Raw genomic sequence first — 25,391 nt, 5'->3', positions numbered from 1 at the left:
CATCTTAACTGGTGTTGTTGCTCAATATTAGTGCCAAACGTCACCATCCTAAATATGACTAATGGGCTATAGCAACACGCGATAATAGGCTGCTAAGCTACACCAAATAATAAAAACTATCGGCATTCTAATGTTACAAAAAATGTTGTTGCAAAAACTGAAACCTATTTTTTCTTTAGATATGTTCAGTGCTGTGGGCACTTGGGCTGTCGTCAGTTTTAGTGCATGTTACTTTATGTTAGTGAGTGATAGGTTCGATTTAGGCAGTGTTTTAATAACCGCGTGCTTACATCTGACTTTTATTAGTTTATGGCTGCTGTCTACTGAAACATTTATCAATAATTTTTCTAGGACATTTAGAATTGCGTTACTGACCACCCAATATGCCTGCGTGATAGGTTTATACTTTTTGGTGCCATACAATTATTCGGCGATATTAATCACCATTTGGTGCACCTTATTGCCTACTGTTATATCAATGAGATTAGCGGTTTTGAGTGCGCCACTTTGGTCAGCACCACTATGGCTTATTTACCAATATTATTGGAATGAAGAATACGCCTTAATGTCAGCCGTATTGTTTTTTATGTTTAACATATTTGCTCTGATTATGGTCAATACTGCCAATAAAGAACGACAGGCCAAAGAACACGCTAACCAACTTAATCGCCAATTATTAGCGACCCAGAAATTGCTCAGCCAAGCCAACAAACAAGCTGAACGCGTGAGAATTGCGCGAAACATTCACGACTTATTGGGTCATCATCTCACGGCCTTAACGATCAATTTGCAGGTAGCCTCTAGAATTAGTCAAGGTGAAGCCAAAGAAAAAATCGAAACCTGTCATGGATTGGCCAAGTTACTACTGAGTGATGTGCGAGAAGCGGTGTCCGAGATAAGGGAAAAATCAAATATTGAACTGAAAGACGCATTACTGGCCTTATGCGACAATTTACCAGGATTAAAGATACAATTTGAATTCGACGATAACGTCAAGATTAATGAAGTCAATACCGCCGATACGATAATCAAATGTGTACAAGAATCGTTGACCAACACCGTAAAACACAGTACGGCGGATAGATTGCAATTGGATATTAAACAGCTAGAACAGGCTATTGCTGTGAACATCTGTGATAACGGTCAACCCATAAAACATCTTAAAGTAGGCAATGGATTACGAGGTATGGCAGAGCGCCTGGCGCTAATTGGTGGCGAGGTCAGTTTTGCCCATAACGTTAATGGGTTTTGTACTTCTATTACTGTTCCTCAGGAAGTCCAATGATCAAAGTAATGTTAGTGGACGACCAAACCTTGGTGAGGGAAGGCATCAAAAGTTTACTATCACTATCAGAAGAAATTGAAGTCGTTGCGGAAGCCAATGACGGCGATCAAGTGCTAAATGTTCTGCAACAAGTTGCTCATCAGTGTGTTGATGTCATTCTTATGGACATCAGTATGCCTGTTCAAACTGGCATTGACGCAATGCAAAACATGCAAGCAGCTAATATTCTTATTCCTGTGATCATGCTAACCACCTTTGATGATCAACAATTAGTATTGCAGGCTATTCAAGGCGGAGCAAAAGGCTACTTACTTAAAGATGTGTCCTTGGAAACCTTAGTTGCAGGCATAAAAACCGTGCATCAAGGCAACACCTTAATTCAGCCAGCCATTACCCAACGTATCGTTCAAGGTTTACAAAAGCGGCCAAAACAAAACGCTGAAATACAAGAAGCACCAGAGCTCAGCGAAAAAGAAAAAGAGGTGTTACGCCTAATGGCGTCAGGTTACAGTAATAAAGAAATCTCAAGTGCGATGTTTAAATCTGAAGGGACAGTTAAAAATCAAGTCTCTGCGATACTTGCCAAACTTGAGGTAAGAGATAGAACCCGCGCAGTGCTTAAAGCCATAGAGCTAGGCGTAATTTAAAAACTATCAATTCACATGATTCGATGCTTCGTTAGGATAGGTTGTCCTTTCTCAACTCTTCTAATTTAAACTTATATTTTCGGCTGACCTTAACACTGTCACCCGATGTGAGTTGCGCTAAGTATTCACCATTAGAATTGGGGGTGAGTTTTTGCAATTTGCTCAAATTAATCATTGCAGAACGATTCACCCTAGGAAAAAGATTAGGGTCGAGTTCTTGCTCAAATTGTTTAAGGGTTTTACGAATAATATGAGTGCCGTCCAAAGTATGTACACACATGTAATCACCTGCCGCTTCAATCCAAGAGATATCGTCAAGCTTCACCCTGAGCCACTCTGAACCACTCTTCATTGAAACGGTTCGCTGCAGCTCACTCATTGAGCCGCCCCCCGAAACCTCTAGATTTCGAATAAAGCCATCAATAGAGTTGCCAGTTTTACGGCTCAATAATTCGTCTAGTTTTTGATGTTGCAACACCACATCACTGTCAAAAAATGAGTTCACCAGTTTGCTCAAACAACTGGCCAATCGGTCATCCGAAAAGGGCTTAAGTAAATAATCAAAAGCCTGAAATTCAAAAGCACTAATTGCAAACTCCCTAAAAGCGGTGACAAATACAATTTTAGGCGCATGCGTAGTACTTTTGGACAACTGCTCTGCCAATTCAAGTCCGCTTAGTCCTGGCATTTCAATATCCACAAACGCAATATCAGGGTGAAATTCTTCAATAGCCAAGAGTGCATGTTGCGCTGACGGGCATTGTGCGACCACTTCAAACCTAGTATCACCATTTAACCTAAGCATGAGACCTTCTCTGGCCAAAGACTCATCATCAACAATAATGGCGGTCAATTGACGGCTCATGAATACTCCATTGGTATTGAAATTTGCACACGATACCCCCGAGTTTTACCACGAATAATCTCGAAACTATGTCTATTTGGATATAAAACATTGAGTCGGTCGATAATGTTTTGTACCCCTACTCCTTTGTGACCAGAAGCAGTTTGCTCTTTAACATCCGCAGCGGCATCCAAAAATGCATTATCTTGCGCTGGCCCATTATCTGCCACTTCTAAGTGTAAAGAATCATCCTTACATTTAGCGCTCACTTCAATTAACCCACCACTAGACATCTGCGCTATGGCATATTTGATTGAATTTTCAACTAAAGGCTGCAATAACAAACTCGGAACAAGTAAAGCCTCAGATTCTGGTTCAATTTCGAATTTTACTGTTAATCTATCGTCAAAACGTGTTTTTTCAATTTCCAAATACAGCATCAACGCTTTTAATTCTTCGTACAAACGGATCTTTTTTTCAGGATCGTTATCTAAGGAAAAGCGCAAAAAAGTAGACAACCTAATTAACATGCCGTTGGCTTTGTCCTTGCTACCTCGCAGTACTAAGGTGGACACTGCGTTTAAGGTGTTAAATAAAAAATGTGGATTAATTTGATAGCGCAGCATTTTAATTTGCGAGATATGCGATAGGCGAACCGCCTCAATATGCAGCTTTTTTTCGTTGATCAGGCGATAATGATAATTGATGCCGAAGTACAGCGTACTCCAAACAAATATCATAAAAAACGCGTAACTCGCCGACATAAACAACATATACCACCTAAAGTCTTCTGAGGGATTACCTGAAATTAACGCGAAAACATCAAAATCCTCATAGTAATACCACATAGCTAGATTTTTGACTGGTGTCCAAATACTTGAAACGATTAGACTACCGATCATAATAGCGGCAATTAGTTGCCCAGAAGGTAAGCCCCAACAATGCCGATAGATATACCTTAAGGGCCATGTAAGCAGTGCAGCAAAGACCCCTGATAACACCAATGGAAAAAACACTTCCAATCCTAGCTTATTAAAATCACGATAGAAAAACACGTTGTCTACCGTGAAAATAAAAACATAGGTCATCCAACCTAAACTGTGTAAAAGCCAAAATGAAGGTTTGTCTTTCTTGGCTATAAATGTTTCTGCTGTGCCATTCACTTATATGTTCAACTTAAAATACATGAATTAAGAATCAACCCCTAAAGCTTCGAAAAGTGAGGCCTTGTGGCCCTGCCCGATTTTGACTTCATCGCCATTGTTTAAATGTAATAACGAGAACCGCCCTAATTCACTACTCAATGAATTAATTTTGTCAACGTTTACCATCGCAGAGCGATGTACACGAATAAACTGCTGTGAGTCAAGCTGCGTCTCTAACTTGGAAAGGGTTTCTCTGTGCAGCAACATTCTATTTTCGCAGTGAAGTTCAACATAGTTAGCCGAACCTTTTATCCAAATAATGTCCTGCACATTCACAAATTCAACTGCACCCACTGATTTCACGGCCAGTATATTTTTACACGTCTTAACAGTGCTACTTTTTAACTTTTCAACTTTTTGTAACACCGCCGCTAATCGACTGTTTTCAAAAGGTTTAAGCAAGTAATCTGTCGCTTCAATATCAAACGCTTGTAACGCATAATCACTCGATGCCGTAGTAAACACCCAATGGCAGTCGAGACTTTTTGCGAGTTTGCCGGCTAACTCAATACCACTGCCACCAATAATATTAATATCCATAAAACATACGTCAGGTCGATGTTTTAGGAGTAGGCTTTCTGCTTCTTTGTATTCACCTGCTTGGCCATCTATTAGCCAATTACTCTGCTGCTCCACAAAGCTCGTTATTCTTTCTCTAGCCAGATTTTCATCATCGATTACTATGCAGTGAAACATATATATCTTTCCTGAATTTATGTGGGACAGAATATACATTCGGAGGGATAAACATAGAACATTTGTGAGACCAAATGCGGTTATTTGGGATTAATGACACCAAGCTATAACATCGTATTTTTAAGAACTTAGTTTAAGACAAGAAAAGGCTGCGCCAAACGGCAACAGCCTTTGCTTAATTCAGGAAGCAATACATGTTTTATTGAATCTGGTAAAAACATATATTCATCGGGTCACTACTCCGACAGTGTTAGTTTAGGTTTATCTGTTTGAATTAAAACCAAAATGTGATGAACCATCCAGATGATGGGATGAACGTCACCATATATCGATTAGGTAACATTTTGACATAATTGCAACAACTGCTACCGCTCAACCTCAAGCCAAATATAAGAATTATATGAAAACGATAATGAGATGTTAATTGAGCTATTTACTGTTATTGCTTCACAAATAAAAAACCAGTAGTTATTCACTACTGGTTTTATCTGACTAAAAGATCCTAATAAAAATTAGAATACAAATTTAGCACCTAGGTAGAAGCGACGAGGTTCAACCCAGTCTTTTGCTTCGCCGAAGGCAAATGAACCACTACCTGCAACAAACTGCTCTTCTTCAAGAACCGCTTGATCATCTAAGACGTTAAAGATGTCTAAGAAGAACTCAGCTGAGTAGTCTTCGCTGATGTCCAAGGTGTATTTAACACGCATATCTAATGTACCGTATGCTGGTGTTTTTTCACTGGCTACGTTACCAGGTGCAATCCACAATCCATCATAACCACCAAAGTCATAAGTTTCTGTTTCACGCAATGGTAAATAACGACCATAAACATTGGTTGCTTTGTTATACAAGATACCTGAGTTCCAGTTAAATACCGCACCAATTTCTAGGCCATTGTCGAAGAAATAAGTACCGAATACTCGAGCTGAATGTTCAATATTACCTGGTTGGTCGTCGTACATATTTGGCGCACGAGGATCTAAGTAATAGAAATCACCCTGTAAGTCGGCATTACCATCAGAGTTAGTGTTACCTTGAGCATCGTTATAAGTATATGACGCGCGCATGGTCCAGTTATCTGAACGTAGTTTACTAAAGGTGACTTCAACACCTTGATAATCACGTTTACCACCTTTTAAGGTACCAATAACGTAGTTAGAACCTGGGTTTTCATCATAACCAAAATACGCCAGTGGCAACGCTAGGCTAGTACCGTCTAATTGGCCACCTTCTGTATACACACCTAAATCGTAATCTTCCATGATATCTCTGGTTTTACGATTGGTATAAGTAACAGACAAATTGGTATTTTCAGATAGGTTTTTCGAATAACCGATCAAGAACTCATCAGTGTACGGAGTCTTAGTTGTAGGCGAAAAGAATGCATCTTGAGTCGCCACACCACCACGAGTACGGAAAGTATTCCAGTCGCCATTTACAAAGATTTGCTCTTCACGAACAGAACCGGTTAAGTTACCCGCAAATGACGTCATGTCGGTACGGATTGGATCGTAATAGCGACCTGCGAAAGCCCATACTTTTGAATCGCCGTCACCATTGATGTCGTAAACTGCACTTAAACGATGTGCAATATCCCAATCGAAAGTAAAGATTGTGGCGCCAGTAGAAGCGATGTGCTCCCATTTTTCTGCTCGCAAACCAATATTTAAGGTTAGGTCGTCAATAATGATTTTATCTTGGATGTAGAAGGTTTGTCCTTCAGTCTCAAGTTTAGACTCAGCTTGTTGAGTTTGAATTATACGATAGGCGTTAACATCACCAGTTGGGTTGCCAGCTGTGCTGTCAAAAACTATCCCAGGTACGTCTGCAGCATCGATACCCGTTTCATCTGCGATACGATTGATATCATCTTCAGAAAGATCTTTCACCCCTACCCAAGCAGAGTTTACGTCAGTGTATTCAGCAAAGGTTACACCTGCGTCCGAAGCTGCAATAGAGGTATATTGTGCACCGTCACCGGTATACACTTCGTTAGTGATGTTTTCGTTGGTTTCGGCAGAGTAACCCGCTTCAATCGTATGGAAACCAAAATCGGTGTCTAAGTAATACTCAATATTCACATAGGCACTTTCTTTGTTACGGTATCTAAGGGTATCTGAACCCAAACCACCCAGATCAGTATCAGATTGAGTAGTCGTTGCAGCGTCTGCAAGATAAGCCACATCGTTACGAGTTGATTTGTCTTTAGCTAAATCAGAAAGTTCTGATTCATGACTCATGAAACCAGCGTTAACTACCACGTCATCCCAAGTGTGTGAATAGTCAACTTTAAAGTTGTCACCACCTTGAGTACGCGCACGGTCACGGTTTGATAATACGTCGAAATCACTTCGACCTGAAATATCAGTAGGATCGTTGAAGAAAGTTAAGACTAAACGATCGTCATCTGTCGCTTGCCAAGTCAGTTTACCAAAACCTAGTTTACTTTCGTCTTTAACTGAACGCGAAATTTCGCCTGTTGCTGGATCGGTTACATCATCTTCACGATTTTTAACTTGGTAAGAAGCAAAAAACCATAGTTTGTCTTTGATTATTGGACCGCCTAGAGTGACAGCAGTATCAAAGGTTGAGAATCCAGCAGCGGCCTGAGACTCATTATCGTAATCGCCAACTAAACTATCGTTTTGCAAATAATAGTTAACAGAGCCATGAAACTCATTACCGCCTGACTTAGTTACTACTCGTGAGACTAAACCACCACCACCAGCATATTTAGCAGGAACGGCGCCAGTAATAACTTGTTGTTCTTGGATGATTTCTGAGTTGATGTTACCACCCCAAGTACCAGTAACATTATCAGTTACGTTTACACCATCGATGTAATAAACGTTATCGGTAGAAGCACCAACAGCACCACCTGCATCAGAATAGTTAACACCTGATTTAGAAGAAGGGTTACCACCAGAACTTGGTTTAACACCTGGAGTCAACTGTAAATAAGACTGATAAGAACGACCAGTAGGAAGTGACTCAGTCATATCAAGGGTAATATCTAACCCTGTTGTTGCTGAAGTTGTATCAATTGCAGCCATTGAGCGACCAGAAACAGTGATTGTTTCCATATCAGAAGAGCTGCCAATTGCATAACTAAGGTTTAGGCTTTTACCTGTTTGAACCCTAACATTGGTGGCTTCAAAAGACTGGATGTTGTCGCCGTTTATACTCACTGTATATTGGCTAGAAGCATCTAAGCCCCTAAGCGTTACATATCCGTCTGCATCTGTTACTGCGTCTTTACTTGCTAAAGAATCTGGAGCTTTAACCAATACTGTGGCGCCAGATACTGGGCTACCGTTGGCGTCAGTGACTCGAATTTTTAAACCACCGGTATCAAGTGCGAATGCGGCACCTGAAAAACCCAGTGCTGCTACCACAGCTAAGGCTGTTATATTTTTTCTAAATGTAATTTTTCCCATGAAAAACTCCCTGATATGTGTTTTTAATTATAAATGATCGATTTGCTACGGATGCAGCTTGCCGATTTTACGACGCTATCAAAAAGTTCAATTGGGAAGCTAGCTTAGGGACGAACATAACGCACAGTGTGTCTAATCCCCACTTAATTAGGGACGGAATTTTCAGTTCTCAAAAATTGGTCGACTAAAAAATAATACGCCGCTAGAGCAAATCATTTTCTGAAAATCAGTGAGTGTTTCTAACCAGAGTTCAGGGCAAACAATAATAGCTAAAAATCACTCACTTTTGGAAAGTCATAGTTAATACTCTATAACTTAGCTAACAATTCTTCGTAGTTAACGTTACTCATACGAGCCATAAACTTAGCGGTATTTTCAGCTTTACTCACAATGGCAAAAGTGACAGGGTCATAACCGTTGCACACTAAACCTTTGCTCACTGCTTTAGGGTTAATACCACTGTCTCTAATGGCAATATGTAATTTAATTTTACTATCACTTTGGATCGCTTCACATATTTTAACCAAATTTGCCTCAGTGTGTTTGTCGATATACTTCGCTTGTGCACTTCCGGCTAAAAATAATCCTGCTGTTAGTATGCTACCTATAATGATTTTTTTCATGACGTCTCACCTTGTGTTTGTTTATGTTTGCATGATTGCAAGTTCATGCTTAATGTAGAGGGCAAGGGGATTTAAAGGTGATGAAAAAAGTCTAATCACGGCTAAACGCGACCAAGCGACCAACCTACTATCTAAAGCGATAAACTATCGTTGTTAATCATAAGTTAATCGAATTATGAGTTATTTTGTTACATTCTGCTGTGACAATTTAATCCCAAAGTGGTCTGCAGGCCGTTGCGAAACAACCGTTCAGATGGTGCGTTAACGTAAAAGAAGTAAATACAAAAAAGCCCCGAAGAACAGGGCTTTTTAAGTGAATAATGGTACAACTAAATTAAAACGCGTTTTCTTGATGGATCTTAATAAACAAGGGTGTACCGTGTTTACTGTAATCGACTTTATATTCTTTACCATTGATGGTTTGCACAAATAACAATATCTTTTCTTCACCAAATACATCGATGCTGGTTAAATCCACCAATTCCATATCTTGGTTTTTAGCTTCGCGTTTGTTCTCTGGCACTTTCCCAGCATATTCTTTAATGCCTTTGTGGGTAACAACAACCGGAGGATGGTCCTCACCGTTAACAACAAGTAAATCCAACTTCCGTATTTTGTGAATCAGGGTATTGCGACCACTTACTAAAAAGGGCTTCTCGGTCATTTTGCTCTCCATTGAAACTGCGCTATGTATATTTATTATAAGGTGTATTGACCTTTTATTTTAAGAAGATACCAAAGTTCTTTTACCCTTGCACCCCTTAGTTTTTATGCGATCAAGGAGATTTAGGTCCATGATTTACATTAGATTTTAAAAACTGGCGGTCAGTCAAGCTTTGTAAAAAAGCAATTAAATCCTGTTTTTGTTGTGGTTGCAGCGTAAAACCAGCCAAAAAAGGACTTTTTAATGGGTTAGAAACACCTCGTCCTCTTCCTCCAGCGGCGTAAAAATCTATCACCTCATCTAATGTCTGCAAGCTGCCATCATGCATATAGGGCGCGCTCACTTCAACGTTACGCAAAGTAGGCGCTCTAAACTTACCCATATCTTGGGGTTGCAATGTCACTTCAATCAAACCTTGGTCAATGGTGGGATAAGCACCTTTGTCATCAAGGTTAAACAAGCCCGTATTATGAAAAGGTCGTAGATCTAACCTTTGATTTTGGTGTTGGCTAGATTGGGTAAAATTAAATCCACCATGACAATGAAAACATTCAAAGGTCTCAGAAAAAAATAACTCCATGCCTCTTTTAGCGGATTCGCTCATTGCAGCATCGTTGTTCTGATAGGCATACTTATCAAAAGCTGAGGCAAAACTGGTTAAACTTCTGACATAACTGGCCAGCGCTTTGACTATTTTATCAAAATCCACCTGTTCATCATCAAAAGCGTTTTCAAATAGCTCTAGATACTTTGCATTGTTAAACCTTTGTAAAACTTCATTTTCGTGGCCGGTTATCCCCAACTCAATTGGATCTTCAGAAAACATCGGTATTAAAATTTGCTGTTCGATACTATTTAATCCTGAATGCGCCCAAGTCAAATTACTATTATAAGCTACGTTTACTAAGGATTGAGTATTGCGTCTGTGAAGTTGTCCTGTTGCACCCACTGCCGTTTTTTTAGGTTCAGAAAATGCATACTCTGGTTGATGGCAACTCGCGCATGACATGGTTTGGTTAAATGACAAATCAAGGTCAAAAAACAATTGCTTGCCTAAGTGCACTTTAGCGACTGACATAGGGTTATCTTTTGGCACTAAGGGACTGGGAAATCCCTTGGGTAACTGCCAGTCGTATTGCCTGTGACTCTCAGTTGCCGGCTTACAGCCTAACAAAACGCCACTGATAAAGAGGCAACAACCTAGCTTAATCCAAAAACTAGAGCGCATAGTTAATGCCATTCAAATACGTCTTGAGTGTTTAAGTTAGACATCAATAGATCGCAGCTTGGTTGTTCTGAGTGAAACAAACATGAATCGCTACCTAGCAATGATGTATTGGCAATTAATCTGTCTAGATGCAATACAAGCTTTGCGCCATTATCTTGTTTGTTTAAATCAAATCGCACTCTATTGGGTTGCACACATTGCTCTTGAGGAGAACGCATGGTCGAAGCGGCGCTGCAGCCAACACTGCCCAAATGGAATACCCAACTATTGTTTGCACCTTGCATGTCCAAACGAAAAAATTTATGACCAGAGCGCCATGACCAAAACATGCTAGGAAGATTCAGTGGTGAAGGCTGTAATAAAGGGTTCTGGTGATTAAGCTCAAAAGGTACCGCTAGCGTAAATGAAAGTTGCTGCGCTGAATCGAGGTTAACTGGTGCGGCAAATTGTAAAGCGTTATTAGCTTTAAGTGCTTCTGCTGAAACTTGTTTGCCAAGCTCGGTCTGCGTTTCATCAGCCAATTCTGTCTCACAATCCGCCAAATAGGGTTGCAGCAACACCACCCCATCGGTTTGCCAAGGCGTAGTACTCAGTTTTGGTTTTAAAACGGAACCTTGCGCCGACAACTGCACATTACTGATAAAAAAAGCCAATTGCTGAATCGTCCAACCTTGCTGATGGCTCTCAAACTTTTTGCAATCCAAAGGACTGCCATCATGCCAAACCTCAAAGGCAATACTCTGTGCTTCATCTAATTTTGAACAGCTGCTGATAAGCGCAATCAAGCAACTTATAATAAAAAGCGAAAATACTTTTATTGGTCCATTTGAGAACAAAAATTTTGATATGTCGGGTCTAAAAGGTAAGGTATTAACAAGCTTCATATAGTAATAGGTAAATTTCATGCGGTGTTTAATTGGCGTCATAATGATACTGGCGATAGGGTACAGTCAAGGCGTTAAGGCCCATGCGGAACATGACAAGGCGCGATTTGTGGCAAGCAACGGCGCAGACATCGGTAATTGCGACAATAGATTCCGCCCTTGTAAAACAGTTACTTACGCCGCTCAAAAAGCCAATAAGGGCGATACCATTCTGGTAGCCCAAGGCCAATACCAGATTAAATCAGAACAAGATTTATTATATTTTACTGGTCAAATTGTACCCGTTCTTGGCGGCTATAACCAAGTAGAGCAGTATCAAGTTCAAAACCCCGATACTTACCTTACCTCGGTTTCGGGTGTACCAGTTAAATATGCACAACAACTTAGCCAACAAGGTTTCAACGTAATAAGTGATACCAAAGGGTTAGCGAAATTAAGTACACAAGCAAAAGGTCTAAATAGTTCAAAGTTGCAAATGATGCAGCAAAAACAAGTTAGTAAAGCCTGTATAGAAAATAGTGCCGATGGTTTTGAATGCAATAATATGTCGCTATTAGCCCATGTTCCATTAAGTGATTTCCCCAACAATCCATCAGCAGCAAATGATATTTGGGGCCACGTAGATTTAAACACTCAAAACGAATACGCCATAATTGGCTTAATAAATGGTGTGGCTGTAGTTGACGTTACCTCTCCCACTGCTCCTGAAATGGTAGGCAGTATTCTTGGACTGTCGTCATCATGGAGAGACATCAAAGTTTACCAATACTTCGACTCTGCCACGTTACGCTGGAAAGCCTATGCTTATTCTACAACCGAAGCTAATGAAGGTTTAACTATTATTGACTTAAACGATTTGCAGAATGGGATTTCATTAGTTCGACGACAAACTACCGATGCCACCGGCCATAACATTTACATCAGTAATCTCGACTATTCACTGAATATCCCTCTAGCCGGTCAAGAGCCTGCAGTGCATATTTTAGGCTCTAATTTGTATGGAGGTTCGTTTCGAACATACTCCTTAAGCGATCCTGAAACATTAGGAGCCACTTATTTTAACTCATCAGGGAGCCGTAATGATTACACTCACGACGCGGCATCACTGGTTATTAATGATGCGCGGGCGCAAACCGATTGTGTGCAAGCCAATAATAATGACTGTTTAGTTTTTTTAGACTTCAACGAAGACGAACTCATAGTTTGGGATCACACTGATAAAAATCAGCCCATAGAGTTAGGCGCAGGCTCCTACCCTAACGCTGAATACACCCATTCAGGGTGGACAAGTGACGACAAACAATTTGTCATAGTACATGACGAATTAGACGAACAACGTCACAGCCTTAATACCACCTTAAATATATTTGATATTAGTAGTTTGACTACCCTTACATTAGTCGGTACTTGGAGCGGCCCCACTCGCGCCATAGACCATAACGGATTTGTACGCGGCAACCGTTATTACATGTCTAACTACGAACGTGGCGTGACTGTTTTAGATATCACAGATCCAAGCAGCCCAGTTGAAGTGGGTTTTTTCGATACTTACCCTGTTTCTAACAATGCAGGATTTAATGGCGCTTGGGGTATTTACCCATTTTTACCCAGCGGCAATATTTTGGTCAGCGATATCAATAGCGGCTTATACATCCTTCAAGACCAAACATTAGATAACAACACCGCCACACTCAACTTCGAAAGCAAACAAATGAGCGTTGATGAAGGCCAGAGTGTCAGCATAGTGGTCAACAAAGCAGGAAACGGCGCTAGCACTGTAGGTTATGAAGTATTACCTGGATCTGCCAACTTAGAGGATTTTGAGATAACAAGTGGCCAATTACAATGGACAACTAACGACACCCAATCCCAAAGCATAGAACTGCAAACAACTAGTGATACTTTAGACGAAATAACTGAAAACCTATTTATACGACTATTTGATCCCAAAAACGGAGCAACGCTGGTCAACCCAAGTATCGCCACAATACAAATTATAGATGCACTCCATCAAGGACAAATTGTATTTGCAACCAATGAAATAACCGTGCAAGAAACCAGTGGAACAGTACAAGTTGCAGTGACCCGTCAAGGCGGCAGCGATGGTGAGTTAAGTGTTAACTATATACTTAGCGCTGAAACGGCACTTTTAGGCCTAGATGCCAATAGTGTAAATGGCACACTGACATGGACAGACGGTGATAGTACCGAAAAATTTATAGACATCACGTTAATTAACGACAGTGAAACTGAAACGCAAGAGTCACTACTTTTAACTCTCAGTAGCGACAGTTCCGAAATACTAGGCGCTCAATCAACCTTAACTATCGCTATCCGCGATGACGAATCGAACCAAGCACCGGTCGCCACCCTAGACGATAACTTTGAAGTCAATACCAGACAAAGCGTCACCCTAGTTGGCAGTGGTAGCGACCCAGAAAACCAACCTCTTAGTTATCAGTGGCAACAATTATCAGGCACTGACGTCACTATTAATAATGCCAACAACTCACAAGCCAGCTTTACCGCGCCTAGTGGAGCGACAACATTAGAGTTTTCACTAACGGTTACTGACGATTTTGGGTTAACCAGTACCGCTAATATTTCGGTCACTGTGGTTGCGGCGCAGCAACCACAATCTAGCTCATCAGGGGGAGGCAGCTTAAGCTATTGGTTACTTTTAGGACTTATATCAGTGTTACTAAAACGCACTACTCTTTTCCATAGAAAACCTTTCGATTCATTCACTCAAAGTTAACTTAGTTTGAATAAATTTCGGGGCGCGGTGCTAGCAAATTCGCCAGCCCCAATTTTAATGTAAGGCTAAAGTGAGCATAAAAAGTCCGATTATTTAAGCTAAGCAACAACATTAACGCACAATTATTAAGCAGTTGAATTATAAATTGCTATTTCTTGCACTTTCAGAGGTGTCAAAGTGATGACAAGTCCCAAAAAACTGCTTATACTGCGCGTCGCTTTTAGGCCACTTAGGACTGAAAGCACATAGAAATGAAAATGGCCCTTTAGCTCAGTTGGTTAGAGCATACGACTCATAATCGGATAAGGGTTGCATAGAAAGTAGAAATAAAGCGTTTTTATTCAATCGCTTAAAATAAATTGAATTACTAGTGTAATGTTCGTGCTACAAATGTGCTACATTACACGCCATTGGAAATGGCCCCTTAGCTCAGTTGGTTAGAGCACACGACTCATAAGTAAAATTGTGACCTATAACAGTAATGTTATACGGAAAATCGGATGAATTGCTGGAAAGCTTCGTTTTTCACGAAACATGCCAATCAGCAGCCAAGCCTAAGAAGCGTCTTAGGAAGGTTCAGAGACTAGATGGTTCAGCACGTTCTTGCTGTGTAAAACATCACTAGCGTCCGACACCCTACCGTTCTCCGGGGGTGATGATATAGTCCATGCCTATACGAAAGTATAGGAGAAGCAGAATCGTTAGGTCCCCTGTTCGAGTCAGGGAGGGGCCACCATTTCCAAACTCTATTTAGTTTCGACTAGATAAAACTTTGCATACTAAGCTTTTGCTAATATCAAGTGAAGCTGCAATTTTTCGATAGCTTGCCCCTTCTGCACGACGCTGAAAAATCTTTACGTTCCTTTCCTCAGTAGCTTGTTTCAGTTGATCCGTATGTTCTGTCAACTTTTTCTCAGCTTTTAACCTTTCATTAGCAGCAAAAAGCGCATTCATTAACCAAAAGGCTGACAAAGAGTCCTCGTAAGGGTTATCCATTATCTCTTTACTGTATAGCCACCTGACAAATGCGGGATAACTAGAGAAATTTGTATTGAGCGGAAACAATGCTTGGTTCTGTTGTTTGAACATTTTTATGACTAAGAAACCTCGAAGATAATTTAGCTCAGTATCAAACAGCTTTTGTAATAGCTCAGATGTAAAACTCCAATTTCCCTGATGAATTAGCTTAGGAATTTCTCCTGCTTCCCGAAAATAGCTGTGATTAAAAGGATACTCGCCAATTATTCCTCTGATACCTCTTTGTCTTAAAATCCACTTCCATCCGTTCTCTTTTAAAAATGAACTTGGCTTTTTCACTTCTAGATAGAAGTCATCACCAACCGCCATGTGATACCTACAATTATTCTTTGTCGGAACACGTCTGAAACAATAACGGCAATAATAAATTTCCCCCTCGATCGATGTAGTGTTCATGCAAGACGAGATTAAACGGATGATATCCAGCTTTTTTGCTACAACGCTTAATCCCGCTGATGTTAGTTTTTTTACATTTTCTTCTACTCGTTGATGCCAATAATCAAAACTGTAGTCAGACTTCAACTGTTGAGATGGATGACGAAGTGTTATCTCATCCCCAACTAAAAGCTGGCAAAACTCCATTGCTTGATGAAAGTGATGGTCCAAGTAGGTTGAGGCATAAACCCAGCAGCTCTGACGACCAAATGCGTATTTCTCCTCCTCGCTTGAATGACAGTGCAGTACCCCCTTTTTCCGAACTTCACTTGATAGCATCTGAAGATCTCGACAAAAGTCACTATCGACTTCACCAGCTACCTCCTGTTCTAGCTCCGAAACTATCGATGCAACTCTGTCCCGAGGACTTTTAATCCCATCTCTTTCCTTTTGTTTTTTATTTGTAAATAGTTCAACGGCCACCAAATGTCCACACCTTTTCATATTAATCACTAGATAGGTTACATCAAAATTTATAGCATGTAATCAATTTCTACTACCAAAGGTAATTTTTATGAAAAAACCAGAACTATTAAATCGAAATGAAGCTGCTGATTACATATCAGTCAAACCCCAAACACTCTCTGTTTGGGCAACCACAGGTCGTTATGGCCTCCCTTTTATTAAAGTAGGTCGAAAAGTCTTCTACAGAAGAGAAGAGCTTGACCAGTTTTTAGACACAAGAACCTCAACTCAAACTCAATAAGGACTTAATATGAATTATTTTATTAACAGAGAAAATCAAATCGGACTTCTAGAGAAAAGGTTTTCTGATGAGTTAGATTTTTTTCCAGATTATCTTCGTGATGAGCTTACTAGCCTGCTCGCATTTGCAATTAACGAAGTAAACAACAGCAACTGTATCAGATGTTTTTCAAACGCTATATCTCATATCACCCAACAAAAAGGTTTTATGAGTTATAGCAGCTTAACTGAAGATGAGCGCTTATGCGTCGATATCTTTGCTCAACAAGAAATTCCAAAACAGGAACACATTGTGTTCTCCTCCAAAAATATTTTGGACACGTTACGCATCTATGATGCTCCCGCCAATTCAATCGAAACCATTAGTAGCCCACTAGTCGTTAAGGCGATAGATGGTTTATTCATTGGTTTCAATTCAATGGCCAAATATCTCAAACAAAAGGCTGTTCGAGTGGTTTCAATGAAAACAGGAGGTCGTCATGACAAATAAAATGAAAACACCAGCTTCAAAACAACTCAGTATGCGCCTTGCACCTGAGAAATATGACAAGCTTAAAAATGCAGCGGAGTCTAAAGGTATCTCAATATCTGATGAAGCAAAAGAACGGTTTGATGTCGCTGATCAGTTTCTCACTACAAAAGAGATTATGCGGCTGACTGAGGCTCGACTAAAACGGGTCATTTTCAACATGACTTGCGCGGTTGCTGGCCTGAATGATGAACAAATCTTGGAAGCAGAAGCTCGTTTTGTAGATATTAGTAAAAACGGGGTGAAACGTGAAAAATAATCTGAAGTCTTTCTCACATTCATTTTATATGGGCGTACTCGTACTAATTGTCATCATATCGGCAGCAGTGACTATCTTGTTCGCCCAGATCCCGCATTCAATTATGATTAATTGGTCAGTTTTTAGTACTGTTGGATTACATGTTGAAAGAGTAGCCCGTCACCTTCCCTTTTTATCAACCTTGAAAATTCCAGTTGAAATGATTGGTATGTTTATCTGCGTTTTTTTGGGAATGGTTCTGTTTATCGCTACCCTAAGAATACAAAAACTTGTTAATCAAGGGAAGCTTACCGACTATGCATACATCAGCGGTCCTAAACTTCTTGAAAAAAGCGTTGCAATTCGAGATGTAAAAAAGAAGGTCAAGAAAGAGCCTAGCAGCCTATCCATCAAAATCCATCCAGAGATACGCATAACAGAACAAATTGCAGCAGGTTCAATATTTTTGCAGGGGCAATCTGGTGCGGGCAAAAGCACTATTATTAAACCAATTGTGCAACAAATATATGCTCTACCAGTAAGATCTTTTACTTATGATGAAAAAGGGGAATACCAAGCAACATTTAACACTAGTTCAGCCGTATGTCTGAAACTAATTCATAATTCTGAATATTTCTGGAATATAGGCAGAGATATAACCACAAAGAATGACGCAGCTCTCGTATCTCAAGCATTTATCGAACAAGAGAACGAAAACCAACGTTTTTTCACAGACTCCGCTAGACAAATTTTAAAGAACGTAATTATATTCCTCATTGAGTCACGAAAACCTTGGTCATGGTGCGATTTATCACAAAAACTATTTAGTACTGAACAGGAATTAAAGTCGCTCTTAGCTACTGTATCAAAATCAGCTGCAACATTAGTCGAACCCGGAACGAAAACAACTCAGTCCATCCGCTCAGTGTTAAGTACTAAACTTTTCTGGCTCGATGAAATGGCAGAAATGCAAAAGACAGCCAAAAATATCTGGTCTATTTCAGACTTAATAAACAAAAAGTCGATTAAAACTCATGTATTCTTCCGTCCCAACTACATGTCCCCAGACATTACTAAAGCAGTTTGCAATTCTCTGATCACTTTGCTTATTGAGAGATGGCTTAATCAAAATGACTCCAAAGATGAGATGTTTTGGTTGTTACTTGATGAACTTGGCAACCTTCCCAAAAACCCATCATTGATTCGTTGGTTGACGCTATCAAGATCGAAGGGCGGTAGAACCGTAGCATCAACGCAAGATATCAGCCAATTATACGAATGTTACGGCGAAAACATTACAGATACGATTCTATCACTTTTTCGAACTGTTATTGTGATGAGACTTGGGGCCTCTGGACCATCTGCACAAAAAGTTTCAGATCTCCTTGGCCAGCAACGAGTGCTGACACTCAATCAAAGTCTAAGTGAAGACCAGAGAATATCTATTTCAACCCAGTATCATGATCGACCAGTTGTATCGCGAGAAGAAATCGTTAATTTGCCTTCGGCTGATAAAACTGGAGTTGAGGGTTTTCTATTTATTGGGGGATTAAAAAATATATACAAGCTCAAGTGGCCTTACTTAAAGCAATCTTTAGTTTCTGGTTGTGAAGAAGAACAGACTGAGCCGCTAGTGCTTACAGATGTTCCTAAAAAAAATATCGAGACAAATTTTGTTAACCGATTAAACAAAAGAAAAACGCTAGAAAAGCAGGCCATTGAAGGACATCCAGAATGCTAGCTATTGCAACGGTAAAAGACCCTTCATATTATATTGATATGTCGAATGAAACCTATCAGTTTATAGGCGGGGAGTTGCCGGGAAAATGGGCTGGAACAGGTGCAACTTTAGAGGGATTAAAAGGCGAAATAGACGAAGTATCTTTCTTAGAGTTGATGAAGGGCATCCACCCTTCAACTGGAGTCCACCTTTATCAACAAAATGGCAAGAATCATCGTCGAGCTTTTGATGCAGTTTTAAGCCCTGACAAGAGCAGGTCATTGGCTTGGGCTAGAGCAAACCCAGAACAAAGGCTTATTATTGAAAATATTCAAGACGAGTCCACTCTGGAGGCACTTAAATTCATCGAGTTACATGCAGCTTTTACTAGACGTGGAAAAGATGGTGTTCGGCATGAGAAAGTTGCAGGGTTAATTACAGCCGTCTTTCAACATTCGACTAGCAGGGAAAACGACCCACAACTACACTCCCATCTAACAATAATGAACTGTGCAAAACGATATGACGGCAGTTATGGCACTATAGAACCGCGTTACATCCTCAAATGGCAGAAGCCCGCAAGCCTCTTATATAATTTAAAGCAAGGTGAATTATTCAGAGATATTGGATTCGACACCATATCTTCTGGCTCATCATTCAGAATTCATGGAATAGCCGACTCTATTTGCGAACATTATTCCAAGAGAAGAAAGCAAGTTCTTGGTGCATTGCAAGCGAAAGGCATCCACACAGCAAGAGCGGCTGCACTTGCTGCAAAAATGACAAGAGGCCAAAAGCAAGCGATCGATAGACCGAAGCTTTTTGAAACATGGCAAAATGAGATGGATAGCCTTGGCTTTAGTGAAAATGATTTTCAAGAAATTCTTCAAAATTCACTGGGAAATCACCTTCCTGCCGAAAAAGATCTCACTGCCGTCTATTTTAACCACCAGTATTTATCTGAAATTCTAACAGTATCCAAAAGCATTTTTACCGAAGTCGATGTATATACAGCTGCACTTAGCACTGCTATGAAACTTGCGGTTCCAGCTAAGGTGGCTTTGATGTTAGCTGAAACATTTATTGAATCAGAGTTCGCAATAGAGCTGCAATCAAATAGTAAATATGACAGACAATTCACAACACACGAGATTCGACAGCTAGAGCACCAAATGATCCGTAATGCACAAACGCTAAATAAGTCTAATTTCATCCCCGGAATATCTATTGATGATATTTTAATTGCCCAAAATACAACGGGGTTGACTCTTTCCGATGAACAGCAAGAAGCAGTTCTTGGTGTTCTAGGAAATTCATCTTTCGAAATCATGAGTGGTAGCGCTGGATCTGGAAAATCCACTGCAATGAAAATAGTTAACAGTGTCTATACCTCAAAAAAAGCAGGAATATGGGGAGCTGCTATTGCAAAAGATGCTGCGAGAAACCTTGAAAAAGAAACCGGCATTAAAAGCTTTACTATTGCGAAATTATTACTCGATTTGGATAAAGATAAGTCAAAAGTCAATTCTGGCGATGTTGTTGTTATTGATGAAGCAGGACAGGTCGGACTAAGAGCAATGTCAAAGCTTCAAGAACACAGCCTTCAAAAGGGCTTCAAGATTATACTTACGGGTGAAGACAAACAGTTAGACGCAATCGAACACGGCGGAGTTCTTCGCTACCTGTCTCGGACAGATATAGTTGGCACAACGAGAATTGAGACAATAAGAAGACAGAGAAAAGATTGGGACCGTATTGCAGTCGCTAATTTAAGAGATGGAAACGCACTTGAAGCAATTAAAAAATACCATGCGCACGGAAGATTAAATTTTTGCACTGAAACTGACACAGCATACGAACAGCTTGTTGACGATTGGGAACAATACCATAACATCAATAGAGAAAAAGGAACCATGGTTCTAGCACGCACTTGGGATGACGTGCTAGAACTAAACAAGTTGATTCGACAGAAACTTCAAGCAGCTGGAAAAGTGAGTAAGCAGGACATGAAAATTCAAGGTGTCGTTGGCTCAAGAAAAATTGAATTCATGCTATCAAAAAACGATAGAGTGCGATTTACCAGAAACGAAGCCTCACTTAACTTTACAAATGGTGACACCGGAACTGTAAAGAACATCTCCAGAGATAACGATTCGAAACTTCGGATTTTAATTCAAAAAGACAGTGGTGAATTCGTCACTGTTTTACAAAACAAATATTCTGACGACAAAGGTCACATTTATCTTGCGCCTGCTTATGCGCAAACTATCTATAGTTCACAGGGGAAAACTATCGATGGAGACGTATTTGTTTTGCATGATCCTATGATTGACCGGGCCAACGCTTACGTTGCTATGTCTCGACACAAAGATGACTGCCATCTGTACATAGCAACAGATCATGTCATTGAAGACGAAGAGTTTTCATCAAGTGCCAAATCAACAGAAAATTTTATTATCAAGAAAATATCTCATCAATTCAGTACAGAGAGAAAAGCAAAGTTGTCGATCGAGCATGATCTTCTTAAAACAGAAAAAGATTTTAATGAGGAACTTCAACCACAGCAGTTTGAAGAACTAACAATGTGATTAATCACTGTTAATAACCAGCAAAAAGGGCGCTGCGCCCCTTCCTTGTCAACAAAATTAACGGTTTCTCTGCTTCGCACAGACACTCCGTGATTTTTGTTGACAAGTTCATCCCTGCTCTAAGCCATGTGTCGCCAGAAGGCTCAAGCGCGGAATAAACCGCGTTAAACCTTCAACAGCAATTTAGGAACAACTTATGTTTTCACAAGCAAAAATATATGTAGCAGACTTAGCAGCATACAATTCAGGTACATTGCATGGTATTTGGATTGATAATCTACTTGATCTAACTGAAGTAGAAGAGCAGATCGCAACCATGTTATCTAAAAGCCCAATCAAGAGAGCTGAAGAATACGCCATTCATGATTATGCAGGATTCGGAAATACTGATATTGGTGAATTTTTTAGTATTGAGCAGGTTCACAATATAGCGCTATTTTTATTTGAAAATGATGAATACGGTCATTTGATTTTGAGTTATTGCAATGAAGACATTGAAGAAGCTAAGCGAATGCTCACCGACTGTTTTCAGGGTCAATACGATTCAGTTGAAGATTATGCACAAGAGATGCTAGCGGACTCACTGCAATTACCCGACAACCTAACTTACTATTTTGACTGGGAGCGATATGCTCGGGATCTTGAGATGGGCGGGGATATTCAAACGATTGAATATGAAAATGCAGTTCTAATTTTTTCACCTTAAATTTTAAGACGTTAAGAATTAACAAGGAATGCCAAATCTTTGCTTGGCATTCCCTAATATTCCCTTATTATCTCACTCTACCAATTAAAGAACTTAACTATGTTAGATGACATATTGACTCTGAAAGAAGTTGCTGAATATCTCAAGTTAACCGAAAAAACAGCTTACAGGCTGGCCGCAGAAGGTAAGCTTCCGGGTTTTAAAGTTGGCGGTAGCTGGCGTTTTAAAAGTATTGATATCGAAGACTGGATAGAATCACGCAAAAGGAATAATAAGAAATGATTACGGATTATCACGCCAAGTATTACGCTCATGAACTAAGTATCCAACACGCGAATAATGGTGTAGATAGGCTTTCTCAATCTCTTTTTGATGCAAGCGTTGATCTTAATCCACACCAGATTGACGCTGCGCTTTTTGCTCTCAATAATCCTTTAAATCAAGGCGTCGTTTTAGCTGATGAGGTTGGCCTTGGGAAAACTATCGAAGCAGGCCTTGTTTTATCGCAACTTTGGGCAGAACAAAAACGTAAATTAATTATTATCTGCCCCGCAGCGCTTCGAAGACAATGGGCACAAGAATTACAAGATAAATTCAATCTGCCATCCATAGTCTTGGATGCAAAGACATGGCGCTTCTTGCAAAAAGAAGGCGTGTACAACCCCCTTAACCACAAAAAAATAGTGATTTTGTCTTATCACTATGCCTGCCGCTTAGAAGATAAGCTAGTTGCAGAGTCATGGAATGTTGTTGTTTTCGATGAAGCACACAAGCTAAGAAACGCGCACCGCGAAAGAAATAAGATGGGGCAAACATTAAGACGTACTTTCAATGGCCGTAAAAAGCTTCTTCTAACAGCTACGCCATTACAAAACTCCTTGCTTGAACTATATGGGCTATCAACCATTATCGATGAGCATATATTTGGAGACGATAAAGCATTCCGTAAACAATTTATGAGTAGTGATAGCGATATCCCTGAACTGAAAAGCAGATTATCCTCATTCGTTAAGCGAACTCTTCGTAAAGACGTACTCGAATACATCCGCTATACCGAAAGAAAAACTGTAACCGTACCTTTTACGCCTAGTGACATTGAGCAAGAGCTGTACGACCGTGTATCTGCATTTCTTGAGCGTGAAGAGAGTTATGCATTGCCACGCAGACAAAGGCATCTAACAGGTCTTATCTTACGCAAATTGCTTGCGTCTAGTTCCTATGCAGTGCTTAACACTCTTCAAACTATCAAGCGGCGATTAGAAAAGTTGCGAGATGAAAACATCGATCAAGACATATTAGCCAGTTTGATTGAAGAAGATGAGCTTGACGATGATATTCTCGACGAACTAGAGGCTGAAAATGAGGCAGACCATAACAATGGGGAAATCAATACTGCGTTATTAAATGAAGAAATTAATGAACTAGACATCTTCATTGAAAAAGCCAAGTTAATAACTTCTGATAGCAAACTTAAGGCCTTATTGAAAGCTCTTGATTCTGGCTTTGATCATATGCAATTTATGGGTGCACAGAATAAAGCCATCATATTTACTGAGTCCAAACGGACACAAGAGTATATTGCTCGTTTTCTTAATAGCAATGGATATGAAGGTAAAATCGTTAGCTTCAGCGGCACGAATAACTCCCCTGAAGCGACTCAAATCTATAAACAATGGCTGACAGAAAATGAAGGCTCAGACAGCATTACAGGTTCGCCACAAGTAGATAGAAGAACAGCCTTAATCGAGCACTTTAAAACGCATGGGCAAATCATGATCGCAACTGAGGCAGCCGCCGAAGGTGTAAACCTTCAGTTTTGCTCTTTGCTAATCAATTATGACTTACCGTGGAATCCACAACGTGTTGAGCAACGTATTGGTCGTTGTCATCGCTACGGGCAAAAATTTGATGTAGTGGTGATCAATTTCTTAAACCAGCGAAATTATGCTGATCAACGTGTGCTTGAACTACTTACAGAGAAATTCAGTCTCTTTGATGGTGTTTTTGGCGCTTCCGATGATGTATTAGGTAGTATCGAATCCGGCGTCGATTTCGAAAAACGCATTCAACAAATTTACGATACCTGCCGAACACCGCAGGCCATTGAACAAGCGTTTGATGAGTTACAAAAGCAACTTGAGACAGAAATTAATTCCCGTCTGAAAGAAACTCAGCAACTCTTACTAGAAAACTTCGACGAAGATATTCACGATTTGCTGAAAATTAAACTAGATGAAGCAGAACAACGGCTAGATAAAATCAGCAAATGGTTCTGGTCGTTAACCAAACACGAACTCAACAGAATAGCCAAATTCGATGAATGTGATTACAGCTTTGTCGTTCCTTTAAAAGCAATTGGCGGAATTGAGGGTGGCCGTTTCGAATTGATACGGGCTAATGGACAAAAGCGCGAAATCAGCCACCATAGCCATGCCTATCGGCTCAATCATCCACTAGGTGAGCATATTATTGAGCAAGCCAGAAGAAAGCTATGTAACGTAGGACAGGTTGTGTTTGATTACAATGCACATGATGCAAAAATTGCCGTTGCCCAGCAACTTGTCGGTCAGAGTGGATGGATAACACTAACACTTCTCACAATCGACTCGCTCCAGTCTGAACAATACTTGATTTTTACTGGCTTAAAAGAAGATGGGTCTTTGCTTGACCACGAAGTATGTCAAAAATTGTTTAGCTTACCCGGTAACGAATCAAGTCTGCTAAATGCAATGCCACCTACTACATTACCAGCACAAACTCAGCGACAGGTTGAAGCAACGCTAGCAACAGCGATGGATACAAACAATAAATTCTTCCAAGATGAGCGGGATAAGTTGGAGAAATGGGCAGACGATAAAGTTTTAGCGGCAGAACAAGCATTACAAGATACCAAAACAAAAATTCGAGCGCTTAAACGTGAGTCACGACAAGCAATAAGTATTGAAGAACAACAAAAAGTACAACACCAGCTAAAAGAATTAGAGCGTCATCAACGGCGTCAGCGCCAACAAATTTTCGATGTTGAAGATGAGATCATGGAAAAACGTGATGAACTCATAGCCCAACTAGAGAACCGTATGCGGCAAACAACGTCAGAAGAAACCCTATTTACAATCCGCTGGACAGTAAAATAAACCAGCTTCAAAAGAATTAAAATG

20 protein-coding genes are annotated in these 25,391 nt (G+C 40.1%); 11 read left to right on the top strand and 9 right to left on the bottom strand.

Going from position 1 to position 25,391, the window contains the following annotated elements:
• Positions 1–130: 130 nt before the first annotated feature.
• Together KO534_RS13170 and KO534_RS13165 are read left to right on the top strand one after the other, a co-directional pair.
• Positions 131–1,285: a sensor histidine kinase gene (locus KO534_RS13170; protein WP_215930129.1), complete on the top strand. Its 1,155-nt coding sequence runs from the start codon at positions 131–133 to the stop codon at positions 1,283–1,285.
• Entirely contained in the window at positions 1,282–1,932 is a 651-nt protein-coding gene (locus KO534_RS13165) for a response regulator transcription factor (protein WP_215930128.1), read from the top strand. The genes KO534_RS13170 and KO534_RS13165 overlap by 4 nt, the downstream gene beginning before the upstream one ends.
• A gap of 31 nt (positions 1,933–1,963) precedes the next feature.
• On the opposite strand, the gene KO534_RS13160 is transcribed toward KO534_RS13165, so the two are convergent.
• The 8 genes from KO534_RS13160 to KO534_RS13125 form a co-directional block, all read right to left on the bottom strand.
• On the bottom strand, positions 1,964–2,797 hold the full coding sequence (locus KO534_RS13160; protein ID WP_215930127.1) for a LytR/AlgR family response regulator transcription factor: 834 nt from the start codon (positions 2,795–2,797) through the stop codon (positions 1,964–1,966).
• Complete coding sequence (locus tag KO534_RS23740; RefSeq protein WP_215930126.1) at positions 2,794–3,939, bottom strand: sensor histidine kinase; 1,146 nt, start codon at positions 3,937–3,939, stop codon at positions 2,794–2,796. Before KO534_RS23740 ends, KO534_RS13160 begins: the two co-directional genes overlap by 4 nt.
• A 27-nt stretch (positions 3,940–3,966) precedes the next feature.
• Entirely contained in the window at positions 3,967–4,677 is a 711-nt protein-coding gene (locus KO534_RS13150; RefSeq protein WP_215930125.1) for a LytR/AlgR family response regulator transcription factor, read from the bottom strand.
• A 512-nt stretch (positions 4,678–5,189) separates the two neighbouring features.
• On the bottom strand, positions 5,190–8,117 hold the full coding sequence (locus tag KO534_RS13145) for a TonB-dependent receptor (RefSeq protein ID WP_215930124.1): 2,928 nt from the start codon (positions 8,115–8,117) through the stop codon (positions 5,190–5,192).
• Between the two features lie 308 nt (positions 8,118–8,425).
• Positions 8,426–8,740, bottom strand: coding sequence for a DUF3718 domain-containing protein (locus KO534_RS13140; protein ID WP_215930123.1), 315 nt, complete (start codon positions 8,738–8,740; stop codon positions 8,426–8,428).
• 334 nt (positions 8,741–9,074) lie between these two features.
• Complete coding sequence (locus KO534_RS13135) at positions 9,075–9,404, bottom strand: hypothetical protein (protein ID WP_215930122.1); 330 nt, start codon at positions 9,402–9,404, stop codon at positions 9,075–9,077.
• Between the two features lie 112 nt (positions 9,405–9,516).
• Positions 9,517–10,644, bottom strand: coding sequence for a methanobactin export MATE transporter MbnM (locus tag KO534_RS13130; RefSeq protein ID WP_252732136.1), 1,128 nt, complete (start codon positions 10,642–10,644; stop codon positions 9,517–9,519).
• Positions 10,635–11,558, bottom strand: coding sequence for an MbnP family copper-binding protein (locus KO534_RS13125; protein ID WP_215930121.1), 924 nt, complete (start codon positions 11,556–11,558; stop codon positions 10,635–10,637). The genes KO534_RS13130 and KO534_RS13125 overlap by 10 nt, the downstream gene beginning before the upstream one ends.
• Here KO534_RS13125 and KO534_RS13120 point away from each other — a divergent pair.
• Positions 11,536–14,274 carry a choice-of-anchor B family protein gene (locus KO534_RS13120; protein ID WP_252732135.1) on the top strand — a complete coding sequence of 913 codons (2,739 nt, stop codon included), beginning with the start codon at positions 11,536–11,538 and terminating at the stop codon, positions 14,272–14,274. The genes KO534_RS13125 and KO534_RS13120 overlap by 23 nt on opposite strands.
• 750 nt (positions 14,275–15,024) lie before the next feature.
• Here the strand turns inward: KO534_RS13120 and KO534_RS13115 are convergent.
• Positions 15,025–16,170, bottom strand: a complete 1,146-nt coding sequence (locus tag KO534_RS13115; protein ID WP_215930120.1) for a hypothetical protein — start codon at positions 16,168–16,170, stop codon at positions 15,025–15,027.
• Positions 16,171–16,261: 91 nt separating this feature from the next.
• On the opposite strand from KO534_RS13115, the gene KO534_RS13110 reads away from it, so the two are divergent.
• The 8 genes from KO534_RS13110 to KO534_RS13075 all read left to right on the top strand — a co-directional run bounded on the left by KO534_RS13110 (position 16,262) and on the right by KO534_RS13075 (position 25,367).
• On the top strand, positions 16,262–16,453 hold the full coding sequence (locus KO534_RS13110; protein ID WP_215930119.1) for a helix-turn-helix domain-containing protein: 192 nt from the start codon (positions 16,262–16,264) through the stop codon (positions 16,451–16,453).
• Positions 16,454–16,462: 9 nt separating this feature from the next.
• Positions 16,463–16,942 (top strand): hypothetical protein, encoded by a 480-nt coding sequence (locus KO534_RS13105; RefSeq protein WP_215930118.1) that lies wholly within the window; start codon positions 16,463–16,465, stop codon positions 16,940–16,942.
• On the top strand, positions 16,932–17,240 hold the full coding sequence (locus tag KO534_RS13100; RefSeq protein WP_215930117.1) for a hypothetical protein: 309 nt from the start codon (positions 16,932–16,934) through the stop codon (positions 17,238–17,240). Before KO534_RS13105 ends, KO534_RS13100 begins: the two co-directional genes overlap by 11 nt.
• Positions 17,230–18,960 carry a type IV secretory system conjugative DNA transfer family protein gene (locus tag KO534_RS13095; RefSeq protein ID WP_215930116.1) on the top strand — a complete coding sequence of 577 codons (1,731 nt, stop codon included), beginning with the start codon at positions 17,230–17,232 and terminating at the stop codon, positions 18,958–18,960. Before KO534_RS13100 ends, KO534_RS13095 begins: the two co-directional genes overlap by 11 nt.
• A complete protein-coding gene (mobF, locus tag KO534_RS13090) occupies positions 18,954–21,527 on the top strand; it encodes a MobF family relaxase (protein WP_215930115.1) in 2,574 nt (857 codons plus the stop codon). The genes KO534_RS13095 and mobF overlap by 7 nt, the downstream gene beginning before the upstream one ends.
• Positions 21,528–21,723: 196 nt before the next feature.
• Entirely contained in the window at positions 21,724–22,233 is a 510-nt protein-coding gene (locus KO534_RS13085) for an antirestriction protein ArdA (RefSeq protein ID WP_215930114.1), read from the top strand.
• Between the two features lie 99 nt (positions 22,234–22,332).
• Entirely contained in the window at positions 22,333–22,515 is a 183-nt protein-coding gene (locus KO534_RS13080; RefSeq protein WP_215930113.1) for a helix-turn-helix domain-containing protein, read from the top strand.
• Positions 22,512–25,367 carry an SNF2-related protein gene (locus KO534_RS13075; RefSeq protein WP_215930112.1) on the top strand — a complete coding sequence of 952 codons (2,856 nt, stop codon included), beginning with the start codon at positions 22,512–22,514 and terminating at the stop codon, positions 25,365–25,367. The genes KO534_RS13080 and KO534_RS13075 overlap by 4 nt, the downstream gene beginning before the upstream one ends.
• Positions 25,368–25,391 lie beyond the last annotated feature (24 nt).

The sequence above is a fragment of the Paraglaciecola arctica genome (genome assembly GCF_018861065.1).
GTDB classification, from domain to species: domain Bacteria; phylum Pseudomonadota; class Gammaproteobacteria; order Enterobacterales; family Alteromonadaceae; genus Paraglaciecola; species Paraglaciecola arctica_B.
Note: the sequence above shows the minus strand (reverse complement) of the source record. Positions and strands in the feature narration are given on the sequence as shown.